The following is a 23636-nucleotide window of genomic DNA, read 5'->3' as shown; positions in this document are numbered from 1 at the left end:
TTACTCCTACTTGCGCTTCTTGCCGGCGTTACGACGACGCACGATGTACTTGTCGCTTTCCTTGTTGGCGTGACGGGTGCGACCCTCAGCCTGACCCCACGGGGAGACCGGGTGACGACCACCGGAGGTCTTACCCTCACCACCACCGTGCGGGTGGTCGACCGGGTTCATGGCGACACCACGCACGGTCGGGCGAACGCCCTTCCAGCGCATACGGCCGGCCTTGCCCCAGTTGATGTTCGACTGCTCGGCGTTGCCGACCTCGCCGATGGTCGCGCGGCAGCGCGCATCGACGTTGCGGATCTCGCCCGAGGGCAGACGCAGCTGGGCGTAGGGGCCGTCCTTGGCGACGAGACGGACGGATGCTCCGGCCGAACGCGCCATCTTCGCGCCGCCGCCGGGGCGGAGCTCGATCGCGTGGATGACGGTACCCGTCGGGATGTTCTTCAGCGGGAGGTTGTTTCCCGGCTTGATGTCGGCACCCGCGCCGGACTCGATGATGTCGCCCTGCTTCAGCTTCGCCGGAGCGAGGATGTAGCGCTTCTCACCGTCGAAGTAGTGCAGCAGCGCGATGCGAGCCGTGCGGTTGGGGTCGTACTCGATGTGAGCGACCTTGGCGTTCACGCCGTCCTTGTCATTGCGACGGAAGTCGATGACGCGGTACTGGCGCTTGTGGCCACCACCGATATGACGGGTCGTGATGCGCCCCTGGTTGTTACGACCACCGGTCTTCGAGAGCGGGCGCAGCAGCGACTTCTCCGGCGTCGATCGGGTGATCTCGGCGAAGTCAGCCACCGACGAGCCGCGACGGCCCGGGGTCGTGGGCTTGTACTTGCGAATTGCCATGATTGTCCTTATCCCCCGGATCAGCCGATTGCCGTGAAGATGTCGATGGTGCCCGACTTCAGGGTCACGATGGCGCGCTTGGTGTCCTTGCGCTTGCCGGTGCCGAAGCGGGTGCGACGGGCCTTGCCGACGCGGTTGAGCGTGTTGACGGACGCGACCTTGACGCCGAAGATCTTCTCGATGGCGAGCTTGATCTCGGTCTTCGAAGCACGCGGGTCGACGAGGAAGGTGTACTTGCCCTCATCGATCAGGCCGTAGCTCTTCTCGGACACGACCGGCTTCAGGATGACGTCGCGCGGGTCCTTGTTCAGGGCCGTCTGGAGAACAGATGCCTGCTCGCTCATGCGGAGACCTCCTGGTTGGCGCCGGACTTGGAGGCGATGAAGCCTTCGAGCGCGGCCTGGGTGAAGACGATGTCGTCGGAGACGAGCACGTCGTAGGCGTTGAGCTGGTCGAACGACAGCAGGTGCACGTGACCGAGGTTGCGCAGGCTCTTGAGCGCGAGCTCGTCGCCGCGCTCGATGACGACCAGCACGTTCTTGGACGTGGCGACCTGGCCGAGGAAGCCCGCGGCTGCCTTGGTCGAGGGCGAGCCCTCGGAGCCGAAGCTGTCGATCGCGTGCAGGCGGTCGCCGCGGAAGCGGTCGCTGAGCGCACCCAGGAGGGCGGCGGCGATCATCTTCTTGGGCGTGCGCTGCGAGTAGTCGCGCGGCTTGGGGCCGTGCACGATGCCACCACCGGTCATGTGCGGCGCGCGGATGGAACCCTGACGGGCGTTACCCGTGCCCTTCTGCTTGAAGGGCTTGCGGCCGGCACCGGAGACCTCACCGCGACGCTTGGTCGAGTGGGTTCCCTGGCGAGCCGCCGCGAGCTGCGCGACGACGACCTGGTGGATCAGCGGAATGTTCGTCTTGACGTCGAACAGCGCGGCGGGAAGCTCGATCGAGCCTGCCTTCTTGCCGTCTGCCTTGAGGACGTCGAGCGCGAGAGTCGAGTCAGCCATGATCAGGCACCCTTCACTGCGTTGCGGACGTAGACGATGCGGCCACGAGCACCGGGGACGGCGCCCTTGACGAGCATCAGACCCTTCTCGATGTCGATGGCGTGCACCGTGAGGTTGAGGACGGTCACGCGCTCGCCACCCATACGGCCGGCCATGCGCATGCCCTTGAAGACGCGGCTCGGGGTCGACGATGCGCCGATGGAGCCGGGCTTGCGGTGGTTGCGGTGCGAACCGTGCGATGCCGAGACGCCCTTGAAGTTGTGACGCTTCATGACACCGGCGAAGCCCTTGCCCTTGCTCGTGCCGACGACGTCGACGAGCTGGCCGGCCTCGAACGTGCCGTCGACCGTGAGCTCCTGACCGAGTGAGTAGTCAGCAGCATCCGCGGTGCGGATCTCGGTGACGTGGCGGCGCGGCGTGACGCCGGCGGCCTCGAAGTGAGCCGTGAGGGGCTTGTTCACCTTGCGGGGGTCGATCTGGCCGTACGCGATCTGCACGGCGTTGTAGCCGTCCTTCTCGGGGGTACGAACCTGGGTGACCACGTTCGGTGCGAGCTCGATGACGGTGACGGGGACGAGCTTGCCGCTCTCGTTCCACACCTGGGTCATGCCGAGCTTCGTGCCGAGCATGCCCTTGGAAATCTTTGCGTTGATGTCAGCCATGTCGAACCTCAGAGCTTGATCTCGATGTTGACATCGGCCGGGAGGTCGAGACGCATCAGCGAGTCGACGGCCTTGGGCGTCGGGTCGACGATGTCGATCAGACGCTTGTGGGTGCGCATCTCGAAGTGCTCGCGGCTGTCCTTGTACTTGTGGGGCGACCGGATGACGCACACGACGTTCTTCTCGGTCGGAAGCGGCACGGGGCCGACGACGGTCGCGCCCGCACGGGTCACGGTGTCGACGATCTTGCGTGCCGACGAGTCGATGACCTCGTGGTCATACGACTTCAGGCGAATGCGGATTTTCTGTCCCGCCATTGTCTGCTCACTCTCTTTAAGCGTCTTACCGGCCTGAACCCGGTGGCTCAGGGGCATTGGACGCACGTCGGCGCTGTTCACGCCTCGGCACTCGAACGACTCCGGGGAGTCGCTCTGCGCACCACTGTTCTGCTGTCATCCCGACCTCCGCCGCGCACGGCGAAGACCTCGAAAGGAAGGTGTCGGGGTTGTGTGTTCTGCTACCCGCGGCCTAGAACCCTGCGCCTCTCAGAGGAGACACCGTCTATGCACTGCCCTGGCAGTGATTCGGCGCACGCTGAGCGCACCGAAATGTCGAACCTGTCTATTCTGCCACGGGGTATTTCACTTGTGCAAACCCGGGCGTGTCGCGCCGCCGCCGAAGCCTCAGCCGCGAGGTGAGAACGGGGCGAGGCATCCCCATGCCTCGCCCCGTTCGGGGAGGGCGTTCAGTGCGAGGGGGCACACCGAACGCGAGGAATCCGGCGTGAAGGGACGCCGAGATCCTCGATCGAGGGCACGGCGATGACGCCGCCGTGCAGGCGGGGTGACGAAGGCGCGCAGCGAGTGCGCACGTCGCAAGATGATCCCCAAGATCGCATTCCCCAGTTGAACGCGGACGAGCCGCGTGCTTCAGGAGTCCGGACCCCTCCGGGCTCCCCGACCGCCCTATCCCCAGTGCGGTCGGCTCCAGTCTACGCATCCGCGGGTCTCCACGCGAGCATCCGCCGGAATATCGCAGCGCACGACGGAGGGCGGTGACCTCCTCCCGGAGATCACCGCCCTCGGAGCGATCGACTACTGGTTGCCGACCTGCTTGTCGGCCGCGTCGCGGATCTCGTCGATCTTCTCGGACGCACCCGGAGCGATCTTCTTGGCGAAGTCGGCGACGCCGTCGAGGACCTTGTCGCTGATGTCCTCGGCCTGTTCGCTCTTCACGGCCTCGGCGATCTTGTCCTTGTTCTGCTCGACGAAGTCCTTGCCCTTGTTGACGGCGTCCTCGATACCCATGTGCGTCCCCTACTGGTCATGTGCTCCGGATCGGTTCCGGGCACCCTCATTCTGCATGCACGGACGCGCCGGCGGAAGAGCGCCGACGCGCGGCGACGAACAGTCCTCCCGACACCATCATCAGCAGGGCGACCGCGAGCAGCCCCCAGGCCATCTCGGCACCGGTCGTGGCGAGCGGATCCGCGGCGGCGACATCGACCGTCGCCTCGTCGATCAGCACGGCATCCTCTGTCTGCTCGCTGGGCGAGGTGACCGTGACGACGTTGGTGACCGACGGGTACGCGGCTTCGCCGACGTTCACGCGCAGCGCGAGGGTGATCTCCTCGTCGACCGCGAGGCCGTCCTCGAGCGTCCAGGTCACGACCTGGCCGTCGACCTGCACTCCCTCATCGGGAGATCCGGCGAAGGAGAGCCCGGCGGGCAGCACGTCCGTCACGGTGATCGGCCCCGGGTCGGCGGTGGGACCGTCGTTGCGCACGACGATCTCGTACGACCCGGCCTTGCCGACCTGGAACTCCCCGACCGCGGTCTTGCTCACGACCAGCGCGGCCATCGGCGGCACCGTGACGACGTCCGACGCGCGGTTGTCGTCGGGGGTGCGGTCGGGGTGCTCCTCCGTGATCTCGGCGGCGGAGACATCCGCCACGTTCACGACCTCGGAGTAGGCCGCGACGAGCACGCGGGTGCTCACGCCCAGGACGGATGCCGTCTCGCCCGGCGCGAGGGTCAGCGCGTAGCGCGCGACCACACGGGTCCCGGCCGTCGCGTCCTCCGCATCGACCGGTTCGATGCTCTCGATCGACCAGTCGGTTCCGACCTCGTCGCCGACGGTCGTCGTGACCTCGAGCCCGGCGGGCACGACGTCGGTCACGACGACATCCGTCGCCTCGGACGGACCGGCGTTGCGGACCTCGAGAGCGAACGCGAGCTCGTCGCCGATGCGCACGGCGGCTGCGTCGTGGGTCTTCGTGATCGAGAGATCCACCTCGCGGGCGATCGTGAGGTCGGCGGAGTCACCGTCGTTCTCGGGGTTCGAGTCCGGGGTGCCCGACGACACGGATGCCGTATTGGTGAGCACCGTATCGTGCGCGACCGACGGGTCGACAGCGGCCTCGAACTCGATCGAGGGCGCAGCGGCGCCGTTCACGAGGCCCGCGTCCGCCGGCAGCATCGTGAAGGTCACGGTCTGCGGATCGGCGTCGTCGGCCTGCGCGGACCACGCCTCGACGGCGGCACCGGTCAGACCGGTGAAACGGATGCCGGAGGGCAGCGCGTCCGCGACCGTGATCGGCCCGACCGCATCGCTCGGTCCGGCGTTCTCGACCTCGATCCGGTAGCGCACGCTCTCCCCCGCGACCGCGGAGGTGATCTCGGCGCCCTCGGCGTCGACCGCCGTCTTGACGAGGCCGAGGTCGGCATCCGTGGTGACGTCGATGGCGGCGTCGTCGCTGTCGGAGTGCGGCGAGGTGCTGCGGCTGTCGGTCCACGACAGGTTCGCCGTGTTCGTCAGCGCGGTGCCGGTGGGCACGTTCGACTCGATGAGGGCGACGACCGTGATCGTGCTCTCCCCCAGCGGGTGCCCGCGACGGATGCAGCTCTGGGCGTCCTCGTCGCACGTCCAGCCCTCGCCAGCGATCGAGACGGGGGCGAGGCCGGCCGGCAGCACGTCGGTGAGGAAGGCGTCCGCGACGGACGGCCCCTCGTTGTCGACCGTGATGGTGTACTCGACCTCGGTGCCGGCGATCCACGGACCGTCGGCGACGTCCTTCTGCACGGTCATCTCGGCGAGGGTGACGATGTCGATCTCGGCCTCGCCGTGGTTGTTCGCGGGGTCGAAGTCGTCGGGGCCCGTCACGTCGGCCTCGTTCACCAGGGTCTGCGGGCGAACGTCTGCGGCCACGTCGGCGGTGACGACGATCTCGATGGTCGATCCGACCTCGAGGGTCTGCTCCTCGGTCAGCGCCGGCCACGAGATCGCGCGGCCGTTCTCCGACACCGTGGGGGTGGCGGCGACTGCCTCGGCTCCCGCGATCGAGATGGTCGACGAGCTGTACGTGAGACCTGCCGGGAGCTGATCGCTGATCGTGATCGGCGCGCTCGAGAAGCTCGGCCCCTCGTTCGTGACCGTCAGCAGGAATCGCGTCTGCGTGCCCGCGGTCACCTCCGGGGTCTCTCCCCCGGCGACGGCGACGCCCTCGGTATCCATCGCCTGCTTGATGATCGCGAGATCCGCGACGCGGTCGGAGTCCGTCGTGTCGCCGTCGCGCGGCTCGTTGGTGGCGTTGGTCGCCGATGCGGTCGCCCAGTTCTCGACGACCGAACCGGGCGCGAGCGCGGCGTCGATGTCGTAGGTCACGACGAACGCGCGGGTGTTGTCGCCCGCGGCCGCCGGCACGGTGCCGTCGACGGTGAACGTGTCGTGGGTGCCGGGGCCCGCGACGCGGGTCCAGGTGCCCGTCACGTCCTCGACGGATGCGAAGGCGAGCATGCTCGGCACCTCGTCCTCGACGCTGACGTCGCGGGCATCCGCCGGTCCGTTGTTCGTCACGACGACGCGGTAGCTCACCGTCTCACCGGCGACGACGACGGGCAGCGGCCCGCCGAACTGCGCGGCGTCCTTCCAGACTCCCTGGTCGTTCACGACGCGCGTCTTGGTGATGGCGAGGGTCGTCGCATCCCCCGGAGCGACGGTGACATCGTCGGAGTTGTTGGTGGTGGTCGGATCGGTGGTCGCCCCCGGGGTGACGGTCGCCTCGTTGACGATGTCGCCGTCGTCGGGCGTCCACGATGCGAGCACGGTACCGGTCAGCGAGAGATCCTGCGCGGGACCGACCGCGAGCTGGGTGCCCGTGAACGTCCAGGTGATCGTGTCACCGGCGCTGGCGGGCCAGCCGTCGGATGCCGAGGCGGTCCACGCCGTCAGCCCCGCCGACGGGTCGGCCACGCCGGTGATCCCCTCCGGGATGGTGTCGGTCACGGTGATCTTGTCGTCCGCCGTCGACGCCGACACCGAGGGGCCGTTGTTGCGCACCGCGATGCTCCACGTGATCGAGCGTCCGGCGGTCACCTCGGCGGTGTTCACCGTCTTCTCGATCGCGAGATCGGCAGCGCTCGAGATGGGCTTCGTGGCCGTGGCCGCGTTGTCCTTCGCGATGTCGGCCGGCAGCTCGTACGTGCGGCCGGTGACGTCGGCGGTGTTCGTCGCAGTACCCGTGGCGGGTGCCTGGATATTCACGTCGGCGACCAGCTCGATGCGATCCGTGCCGTCGGACTTCAGAGTCGTCGTGTTCGCCCCGACGACGAACGGCGACTCGGGCGTACCCAGCCCGGTGAGGCTGAGCGCCGACCCGACGGTGTCTGCGGCACCCCTGTAGTACCGCGCGGTGAACGAGCCCATGGTGACACCGGCCGGAAGGTCGGCCACGTCGGTCACGCGGAACGGCCCGTTCGCGGCATCCGGCCGCTGGTTCGTGATGGTGATGAGCCACTGCGGCTGCGTGTAGGCGGCGCGACCGTCGGCCGCCGGACGCGCGGTGTCGCCCGCGGTCCATGCACCGTTCGCGTCCCCGCCGCGGGCCGTCTTGACGATCTTCAGGTCGGCGCGCGCGATCTGCGCGTCGGCCTGGGCGTTCGCGCCGACGTAGACGCCGTTGCCATTGCGGGTGGTCACACCGCTGGTATCCGTGGCCGAACCCGTGAGCGTGTTGACGTGCTTGACCGTGAGGCCGGAACCGGCGGTCTTCACGGCATCAGCCAGAGGCTTCGCCGAGAAGGAGACCAGGACGGTCCGCTGGTCGACGGGTGCAGCACTTCCGGGCAGCAGGGCTGAGCCGGTCGCCGATCCGATGGTCCAGGTGAGAACCTGATGGTCACCCTCCTTCGTGATGACGAGCTCATCCCGACCGGTGACGGGCTTCCCGTCGATGCTCACGCGCGGAGCGACGGCCGCGTCGTATTCCCAGTTCATCGGCAGCGTGTCGATCAATGTCACCGTCTGCGCGGCGCCGGCGCCGGTGTTGCGCGCCTGCAGAGTCCAGCCGAAGGACTCGCCGACGAAGGCCTGCGTCCCGTTGCTCGCGCGCTTCTCGAGCTGGATGCTCGGGAACAGCGGCGTGATGGTCGCGTCACTGGTCGAGGCGGCGATGGTCGTCGCGACACCGGGTACGCGCCCGGTTCCCGGCACGTACTTCCACCCGCCGGCGGAAGCCGACGAGTACTCCACCACTCGGGCCGTGTTCTTGTAGCCCTTGGCCGTGAGGCCGTCCGCCGCCACGAAGGTCCCCACGTAGACGAGCTCGCGACTGTTGGCGCCGCTGTTGCTGACCGGTCCTTCGATGGTCCAGCGGATCGTGCCGCCGCGGCCGGCCTCGATGCCTTCGCGGTCGACGAAGGAGAAGGAGGGGCCGGACAGTGCTGCCTGAGTGGTGTCAACGCGCACGCCGGAAGGAACGACGTCTTCGATGATCGTGCCGTAGGCCGCCGACGCTCCGCTGTTCGTCGCGGTCACCCGGTACGTGAACGACTGGTCGGGATTGCCGTTCGCCGTGGTGGCGTAAGTGTTCGCGCCCGTTCGGGTCACCTGCTTGGCGACGGTCACCCGCGGGTTGAGGATGGTCACGCTCGCCGTGGCCGTCGGCGTGCGACGGTCGCCCTCGGCGGTCGACCCGTCGACCTTGCTCCACGCGAAGGTCGCCGAGTTGACCAACGACGCTGTCTTCGCGTCCGTGGTCAGCTTCGCCTTGTACGTCACCGTGATGGTGCGCTGAGCGCCCTGGGCCAGAACGTCGTTCGGGGCGATCACCCATGTCAGGGTGTCGCCGCTCGTGAGCTGCGGACCGCTGACGGTCGGGGTGCTCGCGCCACTCTGTCCCGCCCACACCTCGGTGTGCGCGGCGTCGGGGAGGAAGGCCACGCCGACGGGCAGCGTGTCGGTGAGCGTCACGTCGTAGAAGTTGGTGTTCGCCGGGAGCGTCGTGGTCACGGTGTAGGTGACCTCGTCACCGATCACGGCAGAGGTCGGGCTGACCGTCTTCTTGATCGACGCCTCCGGCATCTTGACGGTGGCCTTCGCGGTGGCCGTGTAGGTTCCGCGACGGTCGGTGGTGTCGGCGTCCGACCCGACCTCGGTGTGTAGCGAGTAGCCCGTGAGTTCGGCGTGGTTGGTGAACTCCGATCCTCCGCCGGCGGCGGCCTGAACCTTGGCGGTGTAGGTCAGGGTCGGCGCGTCGCCGGTGCCGAAGATCTCGGGGATGGTCCAGCGGATGAGCTTTCCTGCGCCCTCTCCCGCGTCGATCGCGCCATCCGTCGTCACCGCACAGGTTTCGACGATCTCGGCCTCGCCCACCGACGCCTTCAGCGTCGCCGCATCGGGAGTGATCTCGGCCGGAACGCAGTCCAGGACCACGGCTTCGTACAACGCCGGCGCTCCGGCGGCATTCGACGCGGTGAGGGTGTAGACGACCTCGCCGTCGGCACCGACCTCGGTCCTGTTCGACGTCTTGGTGAGCGCCGGAGACGGAGCGATGAACGAGACGTTCGCGTTCGCGGTCACCGGGCGCTCGGTCGTCGGCGACGCGGCGTTCGGGTCGAAGAAGCTCAGCGTGGCTGTGTTCGTGAGCGTCGCGGGAGCCGTGATCCTCGGTGCGCCGCTGTTGACCGGGTTGGCGTCCTGCGCCTTCACCCAGACCGTGATCTGCACGCGGAAGGTCTCGTCAGCTTGCGAGCCGTTCGTGTAGGAGCTCGGGAACGTGAGCACGCCGTACGTGCCGGCCGCCGTGTCGCGATCCGCCGTGCGGAACGTGTCGACCGCATCCTCGGGCACGATCGGTTCGTCGTCGGGGCCGAAGAACTTCGCCTCGACGAAGTCGTACTTCACGCCGGCACCACCGCTGCTCAGCGTTCCGCCGTCGGAGAGCACCGCGCCGCGGATGGTCGTGCGCGCCGGGATCGTGGTCGAGTACTCGAACGTCACGTACTCGCCCTGGACGATCTGTCCGTCACCGTTGCGCGGCCCGTCGCCGAGATCGGTCGAACCGGCCGGAGTGCCGGTGACCGGGCCCACCTCGGTCGACAGCCGCACCTTCTTCACGGCCACGTCGGGCAGGTGCACCTCGGCGGTGTCGACGGTGTCGATGTCGGATGCGGCGACCTCGCCGTCCTGCGGCATGCGGTTCGTGAGCTGCTGACCACCGGCATCCGCCTGCGGTACGACGGTCGTCGTCTTCGTCGCGGAGTTCTCGATGCCGTAGCTCACGATGCCGGCCGTGTTCACGTAGCTCTGCGTGAGCTGCGCGGGTGCGCCTCCGTCCACGACGCCGGCGGGAACCGTGAGGGTGTAACCGAGCGACAGCCCGCGCACGACCTCGGGCGCGGTATTCGCACCGGGGGTGGCGGCGGTGGTGCCGGGCACCGATGCGCCGACCGTCCAGACGATCACCGAGCGGCCCACGAAGGCCGGGGTGAGGGCGATGCCGTTCGGCAGCTGTCCGCTGTCGTAGGCGACGGCCTCCACGTCATCCGTCGCCGTGTAGGGCGAGGCGGGTGCGGTGGCAGCACCGTCGTAGAGCGAGGCGGTGAAGTTCGCGACATCCGCCTTCTTCACTCCGGCGGGCAGCACGTCCCACACGACGTAGTCGGTGGTCGCGTTCTGCGGTGCCTTCACATCGATGCGGTAGTCGACGGTGTCGCCCTGCACCACCTGGCGCGCGTTCGCACGGCCCGCGAAGGGGGCATCGGTGCTCGCGCCCTTGACCGCGCTGACGGTCTTCGTCAGGGTCGAACCCCAGTCGAGGTCGATACCGGCATCGTCGCGGCGGAACGCGACCTCGCCCTTGACGTTGATCTGCTGGTACTTCGCCAGGTTCTTCGGGCTGTCGACCTCTTCGCGCGAGGCGGACTGCGCCTGCACCTCGCCGCGGACATAAAGGGTCACCTTGCTGCCCGCGGGCATGAAGCGATGGTCGCTCCCCGCGCGGTTCCTGGAGCCGAACTCCCAGGTGAGCGAATCCGCCGTCGTCGCCGGTTCGGGGATGAACGCGGTCGGGAAATCTCCGGCGTCGCGGGCGACCGGCGCGGTCGTCGGCGCGAGGCCGGGGAAGTCCGAGTATCCGTAGAGGACTTCGCGGAGCTCGACGCCCTCCGGGAGGTAGTCGGTCAGCTCGGCGTTGCGCGTGTCGATGCCCGTGGCGAACTCCACCTGGAGGCGGTACCACACGGTGTCACCGGGCGAGAAGGCCTGCGTGGCATCCTTCACCCACGACGCCCCGTTCGGGGTGAACGCGGCGCCGCGCTCGAGGACCTCCTTCGTGAGACGCGTCTCCCACGATCCGATGGTGGCCGACGAGTCGTCCGACACGTAACGGGTGCCGCCGACCTTCGCGAGCAGTGCGGGGTCGGCGGAGATCGCCGCGATCGGCTCGGTCTGCGCGGTCACGGTCACCGTGTTCACGAAGCTGTCACCCGAGCTCGTTCCGCCGCCTGCGCCCGTGTAGTTCGGGCGCTGCATGGCCGAGTACTGCGCCGTGCGGGTTCCGCCCGCCGCGAGGTCGTCCATCGCGAAGACCACCGTGTAGGAGCCGTTCGCCGAGTTGTAGTCCATCGACACCACGGTGAGGTCGGGCGACAGCACCGCGCCGCCGACCGCGGCCGGGTAGCTGCACGCCTCGCCGACGATCATGCCGTTCCACTGCTGCTGCGTGATCGTGCCGCCGTCGATCGACAGCTTCACGTCGCCTTGCTGCGCAGGGAGCGCCGGGCACAGCCCGTTGGGGATGACATCGGTGAGGAGGATGCTGCTCGCATCGACGTACTCGCTGACGTCGACCTGCACCGAGTAGACGGCGACCGTACCGGTCGTGAAGCTGTCGCCGGTGTCGACGCTCTTCAGCACGCGCACGTCGACAGCTTCGATGGTCTCGTCGTCGCGGTCGGAACTCGCGCGCAGCGACTCGTCGTTCGCGAACACCGGCCCCTGATAGATGCCGGTGGTCGAAGCGACGTTGCGCATCGTCTGGGCCGTCGTCGGCGCCTCCGTGTCGCCGTGGCGCGTCGAGGCGCCCGTGTTGTTGTCGAGGTTCGCCGCCTGCGCTCCGCCGGCCGGCGTCGGGGCCGCGCCCTCCGGCCACATCGTGTTGGCGAAGAGCGGGACGACGGCCCGGTACTGCAGCGTACGCTTCTCTCCGGCTGCGAGATCGCCGATCGACCAGGTGACCTTCGTGTACACGCCTGCACCGGTGAGCCCGAGCGCGAGCGCCTGCGCCTCGGTCAGCGAGACGGTCTCGACAGTCTCGCCGCCGATCGCCCCACCCGCCAGGCGGGGAGCGGTCGGGTACTCCGCACCGGGGGCCGAGTTGTCGGCGTCCGTACCGGATCCCAGGTACTCCAGGCCGGCCGGCAGGTAGTCGGTGACCGTCGCGCCGAGCGTCGCCGCGCGCTTCGTGTTCTCCACCTTGACGGTGTACACGGTGGGTTCGTTGTGAGCGCCGCGGAGGCGCTCCATCTCGGCGCTCGGCTCATCCTTGATGATGCGCAGTGCCTTCACCGGCACCTCGTCCGAGGCGACGAGGGACGCGGCGGTGTGGTCTCCCGTGCGCGCCACGCTGGTCGTGCCGTCGAACGTCGGGATCTTCGCGGGATCGTCGCTCGTGAACGCACGAATCGAGAACGCGACCTTGCTCCCGACGGGGTAGGTCGCCTCATCCGGGGTGATGGAGATGGTCGAACGGACCGTGCCGCCCTGCGGGAGATCGTTGACGTTCGACCAGACCCAGACCTGCTGACCCTCGGGAACCGCACAGGCGAATGGCGTGGCGGACCCCGCGGGAGCCGCGACCAGACCCAGCGTCGTGCAGTCGGGGTTGCCGGTCTGCGCGGTGCGCGTGCGGTTGGGGAGCACCTCACCGGCGCCGTAGACCTTCGCGGCGGGCAGACCCTCCACGCGGGCGAGCGAGACGGATGCCGGGGCGATCGCCAGGAAGCTCAGGTTGAACTGCTTGCCGCCGTCGGTGTTCGAGGCGGCGACGGTGAACTCGACGTCCTCTCCCGCGAGGACGAAGTCCTTGCCGGCCGGAGCGACGTTCGTCACCGTCACCGACGGCACGAATGTGTTGGCCGATGCCATCTGAGCCGAAATACCGGCGACGAACGCCCCGGCGATCACGGAGACGATGGCGGTGATCGCCGTCAGCTTCCGGGCGTGCTGCTGCTTCTGCGGACGCGCGTTCGAACGCATGGTGATACTCCCCTTTATCCCGCGCGCCACTCCCCGGCGCGCAGGCTCTCCCCGATACAGGCAGGCGCACGCAGATCAGCGGCTCAGGGAAGCTTCGGGTTTCCCTGGCCGCTGCAGCGCCGGCTCGACCTAGGGCTCGAACACATGCCTGCTTCGCCATGCTTTCGCATAGCGGTATTCACCATATACAACACTTCGTGTTTTATTCAACTGGATAGGGTAACGAGTTTGGGATACCGGATTCTCGGGTGTCCGGGCAACACAAAAGGGGCCGGACCCGAAGGTCCGACCCCTTGTGCAGGAAGCAGATGCTTACTTGATGATCTTCGTGACCGTACCGGCGCCGACGGTACGTCCACCCTCACGGATGGCGAAGCCGAGGCCCTCTTCCATGGCGATCGGCTGGATCAGCTCGACCGTCACGTCGGTGGTGTCGCCGGGCATGACCATCTCGGTGCCCTCGGGCAGCGTGATGACGCCGGTGACGTCGGTGGTGCGGAAGTAGAACTGCGGGCGGTAGTTCGTGTAGAACGGGTTGTGACGGCCACCCTCGTCCTTCGACAGGATGTACGCGGTGCCCGCGAAGTCGGTGTGCGGCGTGACCGAACCCGGCTTCACGATGACCTGGCCGCGCTCGACGTCCTCACGCTTCGTACCACGGAGCAGGAGACCGCAGTTCTCGCCGGCCCATGCCTCGTCGAGCTGCTTGTGGAACATCTCGATACCCGTGACCGTGGTCTTGACGGTCGGACGCAGTCCGACGATCTCGACCTCGGAGTTGATGGCCAGGGTGCCACGCTCGGCGCGACCCGTGACGACGGTTCCACGACCGGTGATCGTGAAGACGTCCTCGACGGGCATCAGGAACGGCTTGTCCTTGTCGCGCACCGGGTCGGGCACGTTCTCGTCGACGGCCTCCATGAGGTCGAGGATCGACTGGACCCACTTCTCGTCGCCCTCGAGGGCCTTGAGAGCGGAGACGCGGACGACAGGAGCGTCCTCGGCGAAGCCCTGCGAGGCGAGCAGCTCGGAGACCTCGAGCTCGACGAGCTCCAGGATCTCCTCGTCGTCGACCATGTCGGACTTGTTCAGCGCGACGAGCAGGTACGGAACGCCGACCTGCTTGGCGAGCAGAACGTGCTCACGCGTCTGAGCCATCGGGCCGTCGGTGGCGGCGACCACGAGGATCGCGCCGTCCATCTGAGCCGCACCGGTGATCATGTTCTTGACGTAGTCGGCGTGGCCGGGGGCGTCAACGTGCGCGTAGTGGCGCTTCGGGGTCTCGTACTCGATGTGCGAGATGTTGATGGTGATACCACGCTGGCGCTCTTCCGGCGCCGAGTCGATGGAAGCGAAGTCGCGCTGCACGTTGGTGTCAGACGGGAACTTGTCAGCAAGCACCTTCGAGATCGCTGCGGAGAGCGTGGTCTTGCCGTGGTCAACGTGACCGATGGTTCCGATGTTGACGTGCGGCTTGGTCCGCTCGAACTTGGCCTTAGCCACTGGGTCCTCCTCAGGACGTCGTGTAGAGGGTGCCGGGCACTGGATTGCGACCGGTTCTCTACGGGTGTGAATCTCAGTTTAGTAGAGAGGGAATGTGAAGTTGTAGGGGACCTGGGAGCCGGGCCGGAACCCGGCTCCCAGAAGTTGTTACTCGCCCGCGGTCTTCTGGACGATCTCGTCGGCCACGTTGCGGGGAACCTCAGCGTAGCTGTGGAACTCCATCGAGTAGACCGCGCGACCCGAGGTCTTCGAGCGCAGGTCACCGATGTAACCGAACATCTCGGACAGCGGCACCTGGGCACGGACGACCTTGACGCCGGCGGCGTCCTCCATCGACTGGATCTGGCCACGACGCGAGTTCAGGTCACCGATGACGTCGCCCATGTACTCCTCGGGAGTACGGACCTCGACGGCCATCAGCGGCTCGAGGAGAGCCGGGCTGGCGCGGCGAGCCGCTTCCTTGAAGCCCATGGAGCCGGCGATCTTGAACGCCATCTCCGAGGAGTCGACGTCGTGCGCGGCACCATCGACGATGGTCGCCTTGACGCCGACCATCGGGTAGCCCGCGAGGACTCCGACGTTCATGGCGTCCTGGAAACCGGCGTCGATCGAGCCGATGTACTCGCGCGGGATGCGTCCACCGGTGACGGCGTTGACGAACTCGTAGGTGTTCTCGGAATCCAGGTCCATCGGCTCGATGGTGAACTGGATCTTCGCGAACTGACCCGAACCACCGGTCTGCTTCTTGTGCGTGTAGTCGTGCTTCTCGACGGCCTTGCGGATCGTCTCGCGGTACGCGACCTGGGGCTTTCCGACGTTGGCCTCGACGTTGAACTCGCGCTTCATGCGATCGACGAGGATGTCGAGGTGCAGCTCGCCCATTCCCTTGATGGTCGTCTGACCGGTCTCGGGGTTGAGCTCGGTGCGGAAGGTCGGGTCCTCTTCAGCGAGCTTCTGGATGGCGACACCCAGCTTCTCCTGGTCGGCCTTGGTCTTCGGCTCGATGGCGACCTCGATCACGGGCTCCGGGAACGTCATCGACTCGAGGACGACCGGGGAGGCCGGGTCGGTCAGGGTGTCACCGGTGGTGGTGTCCTTCAGACCGATGACGGCGTAGATGTTGCCCGCGGTGACCGAGGGGACCGGGATCTCCTTGTTGGCGTGCATCTGGAAGATCTTTCCGATGCGCTCCTTCTTGCCCTTGGTCGAGTTGATGACCGCGGAGCCCGACTCGAGCGAACCCGAGTAGACGCGCACGTAGGTCAGACGACCGAAGAACGGGTGCACCGCGACCTTGAACGCCAGCGCGGCGAACGGGTCGTTGGCGTCGGGGTGACGCTCGATGATCTTCTCGGGGTCCTTGGGGTCGTGCGCCTCGATCGAGCCCACGTCGAGCGGGTTCGGGAGGAAGTCGACGACCGCGTCCAGCATCGGCTGCACGCCGCGGTTCTTGAACGCCGAGCCGCAGAGCACCGGGTAGATCTCCGAGGCGACCGTCATCTTGCGGATGGCGCCCTTGATCTCGGCGACCGTGAGCTCCTCGCCACCGAAGAACTTCTCGAGGAGTGCGTCGTCGCTCTCGGCGACGGTCTCGAGCAGCTGCTGGCGGTAGGAGTCGGCCTTCTCCTTGAGGTCGGCCGGGATCTCCTGGATCTCGTAGGAGGCGCCCATGGTCACATCACCCTTGGCGTCACCCGCCCACACCAGTGCGCGCATCTCGATGAGGTCGACGACACCGATGAAGTCGCTCTCCGCGCCGATGGGCAGCTGGATGACCAGCGGCTTGGCGCCGAGGCGGTTGATGATCGTGTCGACCGTGAAGTAGAAGTCGGCGCCGAGCTTGTCCATCTTGTTGACGAAGCAGATGCGCGGGACGTTGTACTTGTCGGCCTGACGCCACACGGTCTCGGACTGGGGCTCGACGCCCTCCTTGCCGTCGAAGACGGCGACGGCACCGTCGAGGACGCGGAGCGAGCGCTCCACCTCGACCGTGAAGTCCACGTGACCGGGGGTGTCGATGATGTTGATCTGGTTCTTGTTCCAGTAGCAGGTCACGGCGGCAGACGTGATCGTGATGCCGCGCTCCTTCTCCTGTTCCATCCAGTCGGTGGTCGAAGCACCGTCGTGGGTCTCGCCCAGCTTGTGGTTGACACCCGTGTAGAACAGGATGCGCTCAGTCGTGGTGGTCTTGCCAGCATCGATGTGCGCCATGATGCCGATGTTGCGGACCTTGCTCAGGTCGGTGAGCACGTCTTGTGCCACGGGAGTGTCCTTATCTTTTCTGGCAGTCGTACTGCGAAGAGGGGGTGCCCGCCCCCGACGGATGGCCGGGGGCGGGCGGAGCTGTTTACCAGCGGTAGTGAGCGAACGCGCGGTTCGACTCGGCCATCTTGTGGGTGTCTTCGCGGCGCTTGACCGCGGCACCCAGGCCGTTCGAGGCGTCGAGGATCTCGTTCTGGAGACGCTCGGTCATCGTCTTCTCACGACGACCCTTGGCGTAACTGACGAGCCAGCGCAGCGCGAGGGTGTTCGCGCGGTGCGGCTTGACCTCGACCGGCACCTGGTAGGTCGAGCCACCGACGCGGCGGCTGCGGACCTCGAGGGTGGGGCGGACGTTGTCGAGCGCCTTCTTGAGCGTGGCGACGGCATCCTGACCGTTCTTCGCCTCGACGCCGCGGAGGGCGCCGTAGACGATCGACTCGGCCAGCGACTTCTTGCCGTCGACGAGGATCTTGTTCACCAGCGAGGTGACGATCGGAGCGCCGTAGACCGGGTCGTTGACGACGGGGCGCTTGGGGGCGGGACCCTTACGAGGCATCTAACTCAACCCTTCTTCGCGCCGTAGCGGGAACGAGCCTGCTTACGGTTCTTGACGGCCTGGGTGTCCAGGGCGCCACGGACGATCTTGTAACGCACACCGGGGAGGTCCTTGACACGACCGCCACGGACGAGCACCAGCGAGTGCTCCTGGAGGTTGTGGCCCTCACCGGGGATGTACGCGGTGACCTCGGTGCCGTTGCGGAGCTTCACACGGGCGACCTTGCGCATCGCCGAGTTCGGCTTCTTCGGGGTGGTGGTGTAGACGCGGGTGCAGACCCCGGCCTGCTGCGGGTTCGACTTGAGCGCCGGCGCCTTGGTCTTGGTGACCTTGGGCGAGCGACCCTTGCGAACCAACTGCTGAATGGTTGGCACGTTCTCTCCTCATAATGCTGCACGGTGACAGCGTGATGGGTTTCACATCATGACCCACCGGCACGTCCGAACGGACGCGCTTTTGGTGTGGTGGGTATGCCGTGGGGGCGGACCGGCCATGGGGCCGGCGCCCAGCGCGCACGTCGAGACGTGCACACACCTGACCAAGTGTAATGGCGCGTAACCTGCCGGTCAAATGACTGCGGGCTCCCCGCGCGGATGCCGTCGCTAGCTCGGGTCGGCGTCGAAGGGCGAGTCGAGCGACTGGGTCAGCTCGGCGAGGAGCGCCTCGATCTGCGGCTCGATGTGCTGCGCGATCGCGGCCTGGATCGGCAGACGGTGACGCAGCAGCAGACCGCAGATCTCACGGCCGACCATGTTGGCGTACTCATCGGCCAGACCGACCTCCTGTCGCAGCGCCACCTTCGCCTCCTCGGTCAACGGCGGCAGGGGCGGCAGTGTCTCGGCCGCGTCGTCGGCGAGGCCGGCGATCGTGAAAAGGAACGGCGCGCCCGGAACCGGGTCGGGATCGAGCGGCAACCCGTCGAACTCGGGGTCGAGGTCTTCGGCCGGGCGGTAGCTGCGCGCGCGGTTGCGGGCGGCCTGCTGATCGAGTTCGCGCTGCAGCATCGGCAGGTTGCGGGCGGTGTAGTCGGCGACCGCGTGATCGACGATCGTCTTCAACCGCGTCGAGAGCCCGTGCTGCACGCCGTGCGGCACGTTCGCTCCGATCCCCGCGGCGGAGAGCAGCGGGGAGCCGAGGCACCGGCGGCACGGCGCGATCCGACCGCGATGGGTCGCCGGCTCCCAGCGCGGCACCCAGCGCAACCAGGCCTCGACGGCCTGGTCGACCTGCGTCTCCAACGAGCGCTCCACCCCACCAGGGTACGCGCGAGCGGGCGCTCCGCGGCGACACGCCGGGAGAGCGGCGCGTCACCGCCGCTCATCACTCCGCGTCTTCGTCGCGTTCCCAGGGCCAGCGCGGATGCCGAGCGCGGGTGCGCCGCAGGGCGATCCCGGCCCAGGCGCCGATCGCGGCGGCCAGGAGCAGCACGGCACTCGCTCCCCCGCGCACCAGGTCGCCGGCGACCGCCGTCGCGAGCAGCGCGCTCCCGGCGACGCTCGCCACGGCGATCCAGACCGCGGCCAGATGCACGAGTGCCGTCGCCACCGCGATCACGAGCGCCGAGAAGAACGACGGCCCGGGGCGACGGACGACCGACCAGAGCAGGACGGCGAAGGCGAGCACGGCCGCGGCCATGCCACCGATGCCCGGCCACTGCCCCAGCCCCGGCGTCGCGATGATGTCGCTGTCGGTGAGCACGCTCACTGCACCGAGCCCGAAGATCGCCAGCGCGAAGAAGCCGATGGTGGCGAAGACCACCGCCAGGACAGGCGAAACCCCCGCGGACTCGGGTCCACGGGGGTTCGGCATCGGCGTGTGCGTCATTACCTCGACAGCGTCGGGCCGGCCTCGAGGGTGCGCTCGTACTCGCGCTGCGCCTCGAGGTTCAGCTCGGTCTTGCGGGCACCGCTGCGGGCGACCCAGGCGCCGAACCAGATGGTGAGTTCGCGGGCGAACACGAACGCGACGATCGCGAGCGGGGCGAGGAGCTGACCGCCGATGAGGTCGGCGCCCTCGGAAGCGGTGAGCGTCCAGAACTGCGCCTGGAAGAGCTGTCCGAGAAGGTGGCCGCCGTACGCGATCGCGCCGACGATGATGCCGAAGACGACCCAGAGGCCCCAGCGACCGCGGTTGATGATCGCGCCGAGCAGCCAGAAACCGAGGAAGAAGACGGCGACCGGCACCCAGTATCCCGCGGTCTGCAGCGGTGCGAGAGCGGCCTGCCCGATGTTGCTGCCGTCGACGTCGCCAGCGAGCGCGCCCAGCCCGAGCGTGGCGCCCAGGTAGAGCACTGCGAAGGCGAGGGTGGCGAGGAGTCCGATCGCGCCGGCCGTTCCACGGTTGCCGCGGTCGCGCGGCGGCTCGGGAGCCTGGACGAAGATCGGCTGCGGCTGCGGCTGGGAGGGAGCGGCTGCGGCGAACGCCGGCTCCGAGGGGACGATGGTGGTCTCGGCGTCGGCACGCGAGGAGTAGGCGGTGTCCGCGACCGTCGGCGTCTCGTCGACGTACGCGGTGGGCGCGGCGATCACCTCGGTGGCCTCGGCGCCGTAGACGGACTCGCGGCGCTCGACCGGAGCCGAGAACGTGCCCGGGTGATCGCGCTCCGCGGCCTCGAAGGCCGCGAGATCGGGGTCGACGGCTGGAGCGGCGGTCGCGGCATCCGTCGTGGCGGGCTCGGACACGGCGGCACCGGGAGCGGCGTCACTGTGGATGGCGGCGTCACCGTGGGCGGCGTCGTCACGGATCGCGGCGTTGTCGCCGGCGGGCACGTCGGCACCGGCCGCGGCGGCGGCGTCGAGACCCTCGTTCGCGCTGTCGAGGACGTCGTTGACGTCCTTCGGCCGCTCGGGCTGGGGAACCTCGGGGTCACTCATGGGGTGCGCCTCTCATCGGAAGTGTGCAGTGCGAGGGTACCGCCGCCCGCGGACGCGCTCCGGGAGGCGTGCCGACGTGTCGGCATTCACCCTCCGGGGCGTTCGGGAAGCGACGGTCCCACTCAGGGGAAAATCGATCGCAACGTGTCGCCGGCGAATGCGGCGAGCACGGGCATCATCGGCAGGGAGAGCCAGACCAACCCGGCGACGACACCGGCGCAGATCACTCCCGCGAACCAGCTCATCGCCAGGTTGCGTCCACCGACTCGTGCCATGCCTTCACGCTACGACCGAAGTATCGGTTGCACGCGGAGCAACGCCGAGACGCCCGCGTGTCGCCGGGCCAGGGGCGCGAGGGGCGCGGGATGCGCACTCTCGGTACACTCCCTGTATGGCTGACAGTTCCTTTGACATCGTCTCGAAAGTGGATCACCAGGAGGCCGAGAACGCCCTGAACCAGGCCCGCAAGGAGATCGAGCAACGCTACGACTTCAAGGGCACGGGCGCGTCGATCGCCTGGAGCGGCGAGCAGATCCTCATCATCGCCGGCACCGAGGAGCGCGCGAAGGCCGTGCTCGACGTGTTCCAGTCCAAGCTCATCAAGCGCGGCATCTCGCTGAAGAGCCTCGACTCCGGCGACCCGTTCGCCAGCGGCAAGGAGTTCCGCATCGTCTCGACGCTCAAGGACGGCATCTCCTCGGAGAACGCGAAGAAGATCAACAAGATCATCCGCGACGAGGGCCCCAAGGGCGTCAAGAGCCAGATCCAGGGCGACGAGCTGCGCGTGCAGTCGAAGAGTCGCGACGACCTCCAGTCGGTGATCGCCCTCCTCAAGGGATCCGACCTCGACGTCGACCTGCAGTTCATCAACTACCGCTGACCGCGTCGTCACCCGTTCGTGAAGCCCCGTCTCGGCGGGGCTTCACGCGTTTCCGGAGGCCGCTTCCCCGAGGTCGTACACCCACTCGTTGATCTCGAGCGACGCTCCGCGGAACTCCTCGACGAGCGATCCGACCTGGGCGAATCCCGCGCGACGGCACACGGCGTTCGATGCGGCGTTGTCGACGCCAGGGAAGGCCGTGAGCATCCGCCGCTCCCCCGCCTCGGCCCGCGCCTGCGCCACGACCAGCGCGACCGCGCGTGCGGCGATCCCGCGACCCTGCGCCTCGGGCAGCACGAACCACCCCGTCTCCCACGCGTCGGTGTCGCGCCAGCGCACCGGCCAGAAGCCGATCGACCCGACCGGAAGCCCACCCTCGAGGATCACCGACATGTGCGCCTCGCCCGAGGCGTTCAGGCGCAGGTAGCGCGCGTGGCGCTCCTCGACCTGGGCATCGGTCTCGGAGCCGTTCAGGTGCGACGTCATCGCGGGCGCATTGGCCCGGTGCAGGAGCGGCAGGTCGCCGGAACCCCAGGGGCGCAGAGTGAGCTCGTCCATCCCCGGAGCTTTCCACGGACCACGGACACGCACCAGAGCGACGCATCACTGCGGCATCAGCGCAGGCCAGCCGCAAGAACTCCGCAAGAACGATAGGCACGGCGACCGCACAGGTGCATGATGTAGTTTCCTGCGGGAGCGTATGGGGCGCTCGCGCAGCACAGCAGAACCGAAGACAGCAGGAAGCACGACAGCAGGCGCACCGCGCGACCGGGAGGCGCGACGCCGGCGGTGGTGAACCGACGAACTTACTGGGGGTAAGTCGATGAGCAGCATCGAAACCACACACATCGGCGAAGGAAAACAGCTCCTCGCAGACGAGGTGTTCCACCACATCGGCCAGCAGATCATCGACGGGGTGATGGAGCCGGGCCACCGCATCCGCGACGTCACCGTCGCCGACGAGCTCCACGTCTCGCGCACGCCCGTCCGCGAGGCCCTGCAGCGCCTCGAGCGTCTGGGACTGGTCACGATGTATCCGAGCCGCTACACCGAGGTCACGCTCGTCACACCCGAGATCGTGCTCGGCACGCTCGAGTTCGCCGGCTACCAGGCGGGCGTCTCCGCGCGCATGGGCGTGCCCAAACTGACCGAGGTCGAGCGCGCCTACCTGACGGGACTCGTCGAGCGGCTGCACACCACGCTCGATGATGCCGCGAAGACGTCCGAGGGCCGGTGGGCGGTCTTCTCGTACCTCACGCACCGCGCGGGCAACCCCCAGCACAGCGCCCTCGTCAACGACTCGAGCATCGCGCTGTTCCGCAACCTCCGCAACTGGGTGGTGCCCGTCGAAGACCGCGCGCACATGACGCAGGTCTACGCCGACTTCCGCGATGCGGTGGAACGGGGAGACGGCGACGACGCCGAGCGTCTCGCCCGCGCCATGTACTACGTCTGACGTCAGCGGGGCGGACCGCCGCCCGCGTCACCCGGCGGCTCGCCACCCTCTCACCCAGCGGTCGAGCCGCCGATACGCGTCCTCGCGCGCGTCGTGCGCCGAGAGGAACACGTCGTGCAGGGCACCGTCGATCCGCTCGACGGTGACCGACGGCCCGAGGCGCAGCGCGGCGCGGGCGATGTCCTCGACGACGAGCACGGTATCCGCCCGCGTGAGCTCGTCGGACCACCGCGTCGGCGACGCGAACCGCGCCGACAGCAGCACACACACCGGTGCCGTGATCGACAACCCCGCCGCGACCGTGCGGTGGCCGCTGAGGATCGCGTGCAACCAGCCGGCGTGCACCGCCATGGTCTGCTGCGGGCGCCAGCGGAGGTCGACCTCCATCGGATCGTCGGGATCGGCCACCGCCTCCTGCGCCCGACTGTAGAAGCCGAGATCGATCTGCGGCGCGGCATCGAGCGGGCGCAGCCGCGCCTGCAGCTCGACCATCGGCGCGATCGCCGCTCGCGCCGCCGCGAACTGGAACTCCAGCCACGGACTGTTGAGGATCACGGCATCCGCCATCCCCGGATGCCGTGACGCCCAGAGGCTCAGCGTCAGCCCGCCTGTCGAATGTCCGAGCAGCACGAGGCGCCGAGCCGACGCCGCGGCATCCGCTCCCCGGCCCATCGCGTCGAGCGCCGCGGCGATGTCCTCGTCGTAGGTCGCGAGGTCTGTCACGTACCCGGGCGTCTGTCCGTCGCGCAGGCTGCGCCCGTACTTGCGCAGATCCAGCGCGAAGAACCGCGCGCCGCGCGAGGTCCAGAACCGTGCGAGACGCTTCTGGAAGAAGTAGTCCGACCAGCCGTGCACGTAGAGCACGTCGACATCGTGCAGGAGCGGCAGCCGTCCCCGCAGGCGCTCCCACCACCCGACGGATGCCGGGAGCGCGCGCACCAGGGTCGCGACGACCGGGCCCTGGTCGTCGTCGGCGAGCGGCAGCGTCAGCTGCTCGAACTCGTCGCCGAGGACGTCGGGGATCCAGTGCGTGGAGCCGGTGTCAGCCATGCGGCCAGG

At 68.1% G+C, this 23636-nt stretch carries 19 protein-coding genes; 2 read left to right on the top strand and 17 right to left on the bottom strand.

What is annotated here, in order from left to right:
* Positions 1–6: 6 nt before the first annotated feature.
* The 15 genes from rplB to ACI2JZ_RS14180 all read right to left on the bottom strand — a co-directional run bounded on the left by rplB (position 7) and on the right by ACI2JZ_RS14180 (position 20516).
* Positions 7–846 carry a 50S ribosomal protein L2 gene (rplB, locus tag ACI2JZ_RS14250; protein WP_247625178.1) on the bottom strand — a complete coding sequence of 280 codons (840 nt, stop codon included), beginning with the start codon at positions 844–846 and terminating at the stop codon, positions 7–9.
* Between the two features lie 20 nt (positions 847–866).
* Positions 867–1190, bottom strand: a complete 324-nt coding sequence (rplW, locus tag ACI2JZ_RS14245; RefSeq protein WP_247625179.1) for a 50S ribosomal protein L23 — start codon at positions 1188–1190, stop codon at positions 867–869.
* Positions 1187–1849, bottom strand: coding sequence for a 50S ribosomal protein L4 (gene rplD / locus ACI2JZ_RS14240; protein ID WP_247625180.1), 663 nt, complete (start codon positions 1847–1849; stop codon positions 1187–1189). The genes rplW and rplD overlap by 4 nt, the downstream gene beginning before the upstream one ends.
* Before the next feature lie 2 nt (positions 1850–1851).
* On the bottom strand, positions 1852–2511 hold the full coding sequence (gene rplC, locus ACI2JZ_RS14235) for a 50S ribosomal protein L3 (RefSeq protein WP_247625181.1): 660 nt from the start codon (positions 2509–2511) through the stop codon (positions 1852–1854).
* A gap of 8 nt (positions 2512–2519) precedes the next feature.
* Positions 2520–2828 carry a 30S ribosomal protein S10 gene (rpsJ, locus tag ACI2JZ_RS14230; RefSeq protein WP_030147986.1) on the bottom strand — a complete coding sequence of 103 codons (309 nt, stop codon included), beginning with the start codon at positions 2826–2828 and terminating at the stop codon, positions 2520–2522.
* Between the two features lie 777 nt (positions 2829–3605).
* Positions 3606–3818: a hypothetical protein gene (locus ACI2JZ_RS14225; RefSeq protein WP_247625182.1), complete on the bottom strand. Its 213-nt coding sequence runs from the start codon at positions 3816–3818 to the stop codon at positions 3606–3608.
* A gap of 46 nt (positions 3819–3864) precedes the next feature.
* Positions 3865–13047, bottom strand: a complete 9183-nt coding sequence (locus ACI2JZ_RS14220; RefSeq protein WP_404598197.1) for an isopeptide-forming domain-containing fimbrial protein — start codon at positions 13045–13047, stop codon at positions 3865–3867.
* A gap of 312 nt (positions 13048–13359) precedes the next feature.
* Positions 13360–14550, bottom strand: a complete 1191-nt coding sequence (gene tuf, locus ACI2JZ_RS14215; protein ID WP_042538710.1) for an elongation factor Tu — start codon at positions 14548–14550, stop codon at positions 13360–13362.
* Positions 14551–14697: 147 nt separating this feature from the next.
* Positions 14698–16812: an elongation factor G gene (gene fusA / locus ACI2JZ_RS14210; protein ID WP_282185368.1), complete on the bottom strand. Its 2115-nt coding sequence runs from the start codon at positions 16810–16812 to the stop codon at positions 14698–14700.
* An 85-nt stretch (positions 16813–16897) separates the two neighbouring features.
* Positions 16898–17368 carry a 30S ribosomal protein S7 gene (gene rpsG / locus ACI2JZ_RS14205; protein ID WP_017201608.1) on the bottom strand — a complete coding sequence of 157 codons (471 nt, stop codon included), beginning with the start codon at positions 17366–17368 and terminating at the stop codon, positions 16898–16900.
* A 5-nt stretch (positions 17369–17373) separates the two neighbouring features.
* On the bottom strand, positions 17374–17742 hold the full coding sequence (rpsL, locus tag ACI2JZ_RS14200; protein ID WP_017201609.1) for a 30S ribosomal protein S12: 369 nt from the start codon (positions 17740–17742) through the stop codon (positions 17374–17376).
* Between the two features lie 228 nt (positions 17743–17970).
* On the bottom strand, positions 17971–18618 hold the full coding sequence (locus ACI2JZ_RS14195) for a spermidine/putrescine ABC transporter substrate-binding protein (RefSeq protein ID WP_247634094.1): 648 nt from the start codon (positions 18616–18618) through the stop codon (positions 17971–17973).
* Positions 18619–18688: 70 nt separating this feature from the next.
* Positions 18689–19126 carry a hypothetical protein gene (locus ACI2JZ_RS14190; protein WP_247634093.1) on the bottom strand — a complete coding sequence of 146 codons (438 nt, stop codon included), beginning with the start codon at positions 19124–19126 and terminating at the stop codon, positions 18689–18691.
* 65 nt (positions 19127–19191) lie between these two features.
* A complete protein-coding gene (locus ACI2JZ_RS14185) occupies positions 19192–20241 on the bottom strand; it encodes an ABC transporter (RefSeq protein ID WP_404598195.1) in 1050 nt (349 codons plus the stop codon).
* A 122-nt stretch (positions 20242–20363) separates the two neighbouring features.
* The gene (locus ACI2JZ_RS14180) at positions 20364–20516 is read right to left on the bottom strand and encodes a hypothetical protein (protein ID WP_247625187.1); all 153 of its coding nucleotides are present in this window, start codon (positions 20514–20516) and stop codon (positions 20364–20366) included.
* Positions 20517–20632: 116 nt separating this feature from the next.
* Here ACI2JZ_RS14180 and ACI2JZ_RS14175 point away from each other — a divergent pair, with 116 nt between their 5' ends.
* Positions 20633–21121, top strand: a complete 489-nt coding sequence (locus ACI2JZ_RS14175; protein WP_247625188.1) for a YajQ family cyclic di-GMP-binding protein — start codon at positions 20633–20635, stop codon at positions 21119–21121.
* Between the two features lie 42 nt (positions 21122–21163).
* Here the strand turns inward: ACI2JZ_RS14175 and ACI2JZ_RS14170 are convergent, their stop codons facing one another.
* Positions 21164–21679 (bottom strand): GNAT family N-acetyltransferase, encoded by a 516-nt coding sequence (locus tag ACI2JZ_RS14170; RefSeq protein WP_247625189.1) that lies wholly within the window; start codon positions 21677–21679, stop codon positions 21164–21166.
* Between the two features lie 265 nt (positions 21680–21944).
* Between ACI2JZ_RS14170 and ACI2JZ_RS14165 the strand changes: the two genes are divergently transcribed.
* Positions 21945–22577, top strand: coding sequence for a GntR family transcriptional regulator (locus ACI2JZ_RS14165; protein ID WP_404598194.1), 633 nt, complete (start codon positions 21945–21947; stop codon positions 22575–22577).
* A gap of 27 nt (positions 22578–22604) precedes the next feature.
* On the opposite strand, the gene ACI2JZ_RS14160 is transcribed toward ACI2JZ_RS14165, so the two are convergent.
* Positions 22605–23627 (bottom strand): alpha/beta hydrolase, encoded by a 1023-nt coding sequence (locus tag ACI2JZ_RS14160; protein WP_404598193.1) that lies wholly within the window; start codon positions 23625–23627, stop codon positions 22605–22607.
* Positions 23628–23636: the final 9 nt, after the last annotated feature.

Origin of the sequence: Microbacterium sp. NPDC087868, assembly GCF_044900755.1 — a bacterium.
In the GTDB taxonomy this organism is placed as follows: Bacteria; Actinomycetota; Actinomycetes; order Actinomycetales; family Microbacteriaceae; genus Microbacterium; species Microbacterium galbinum.
The sequence above is the reverse complement of the archived record's forward strand: the minus strand, read 5'-3'. Positions and strand labels throughout refer to the sequence as shown.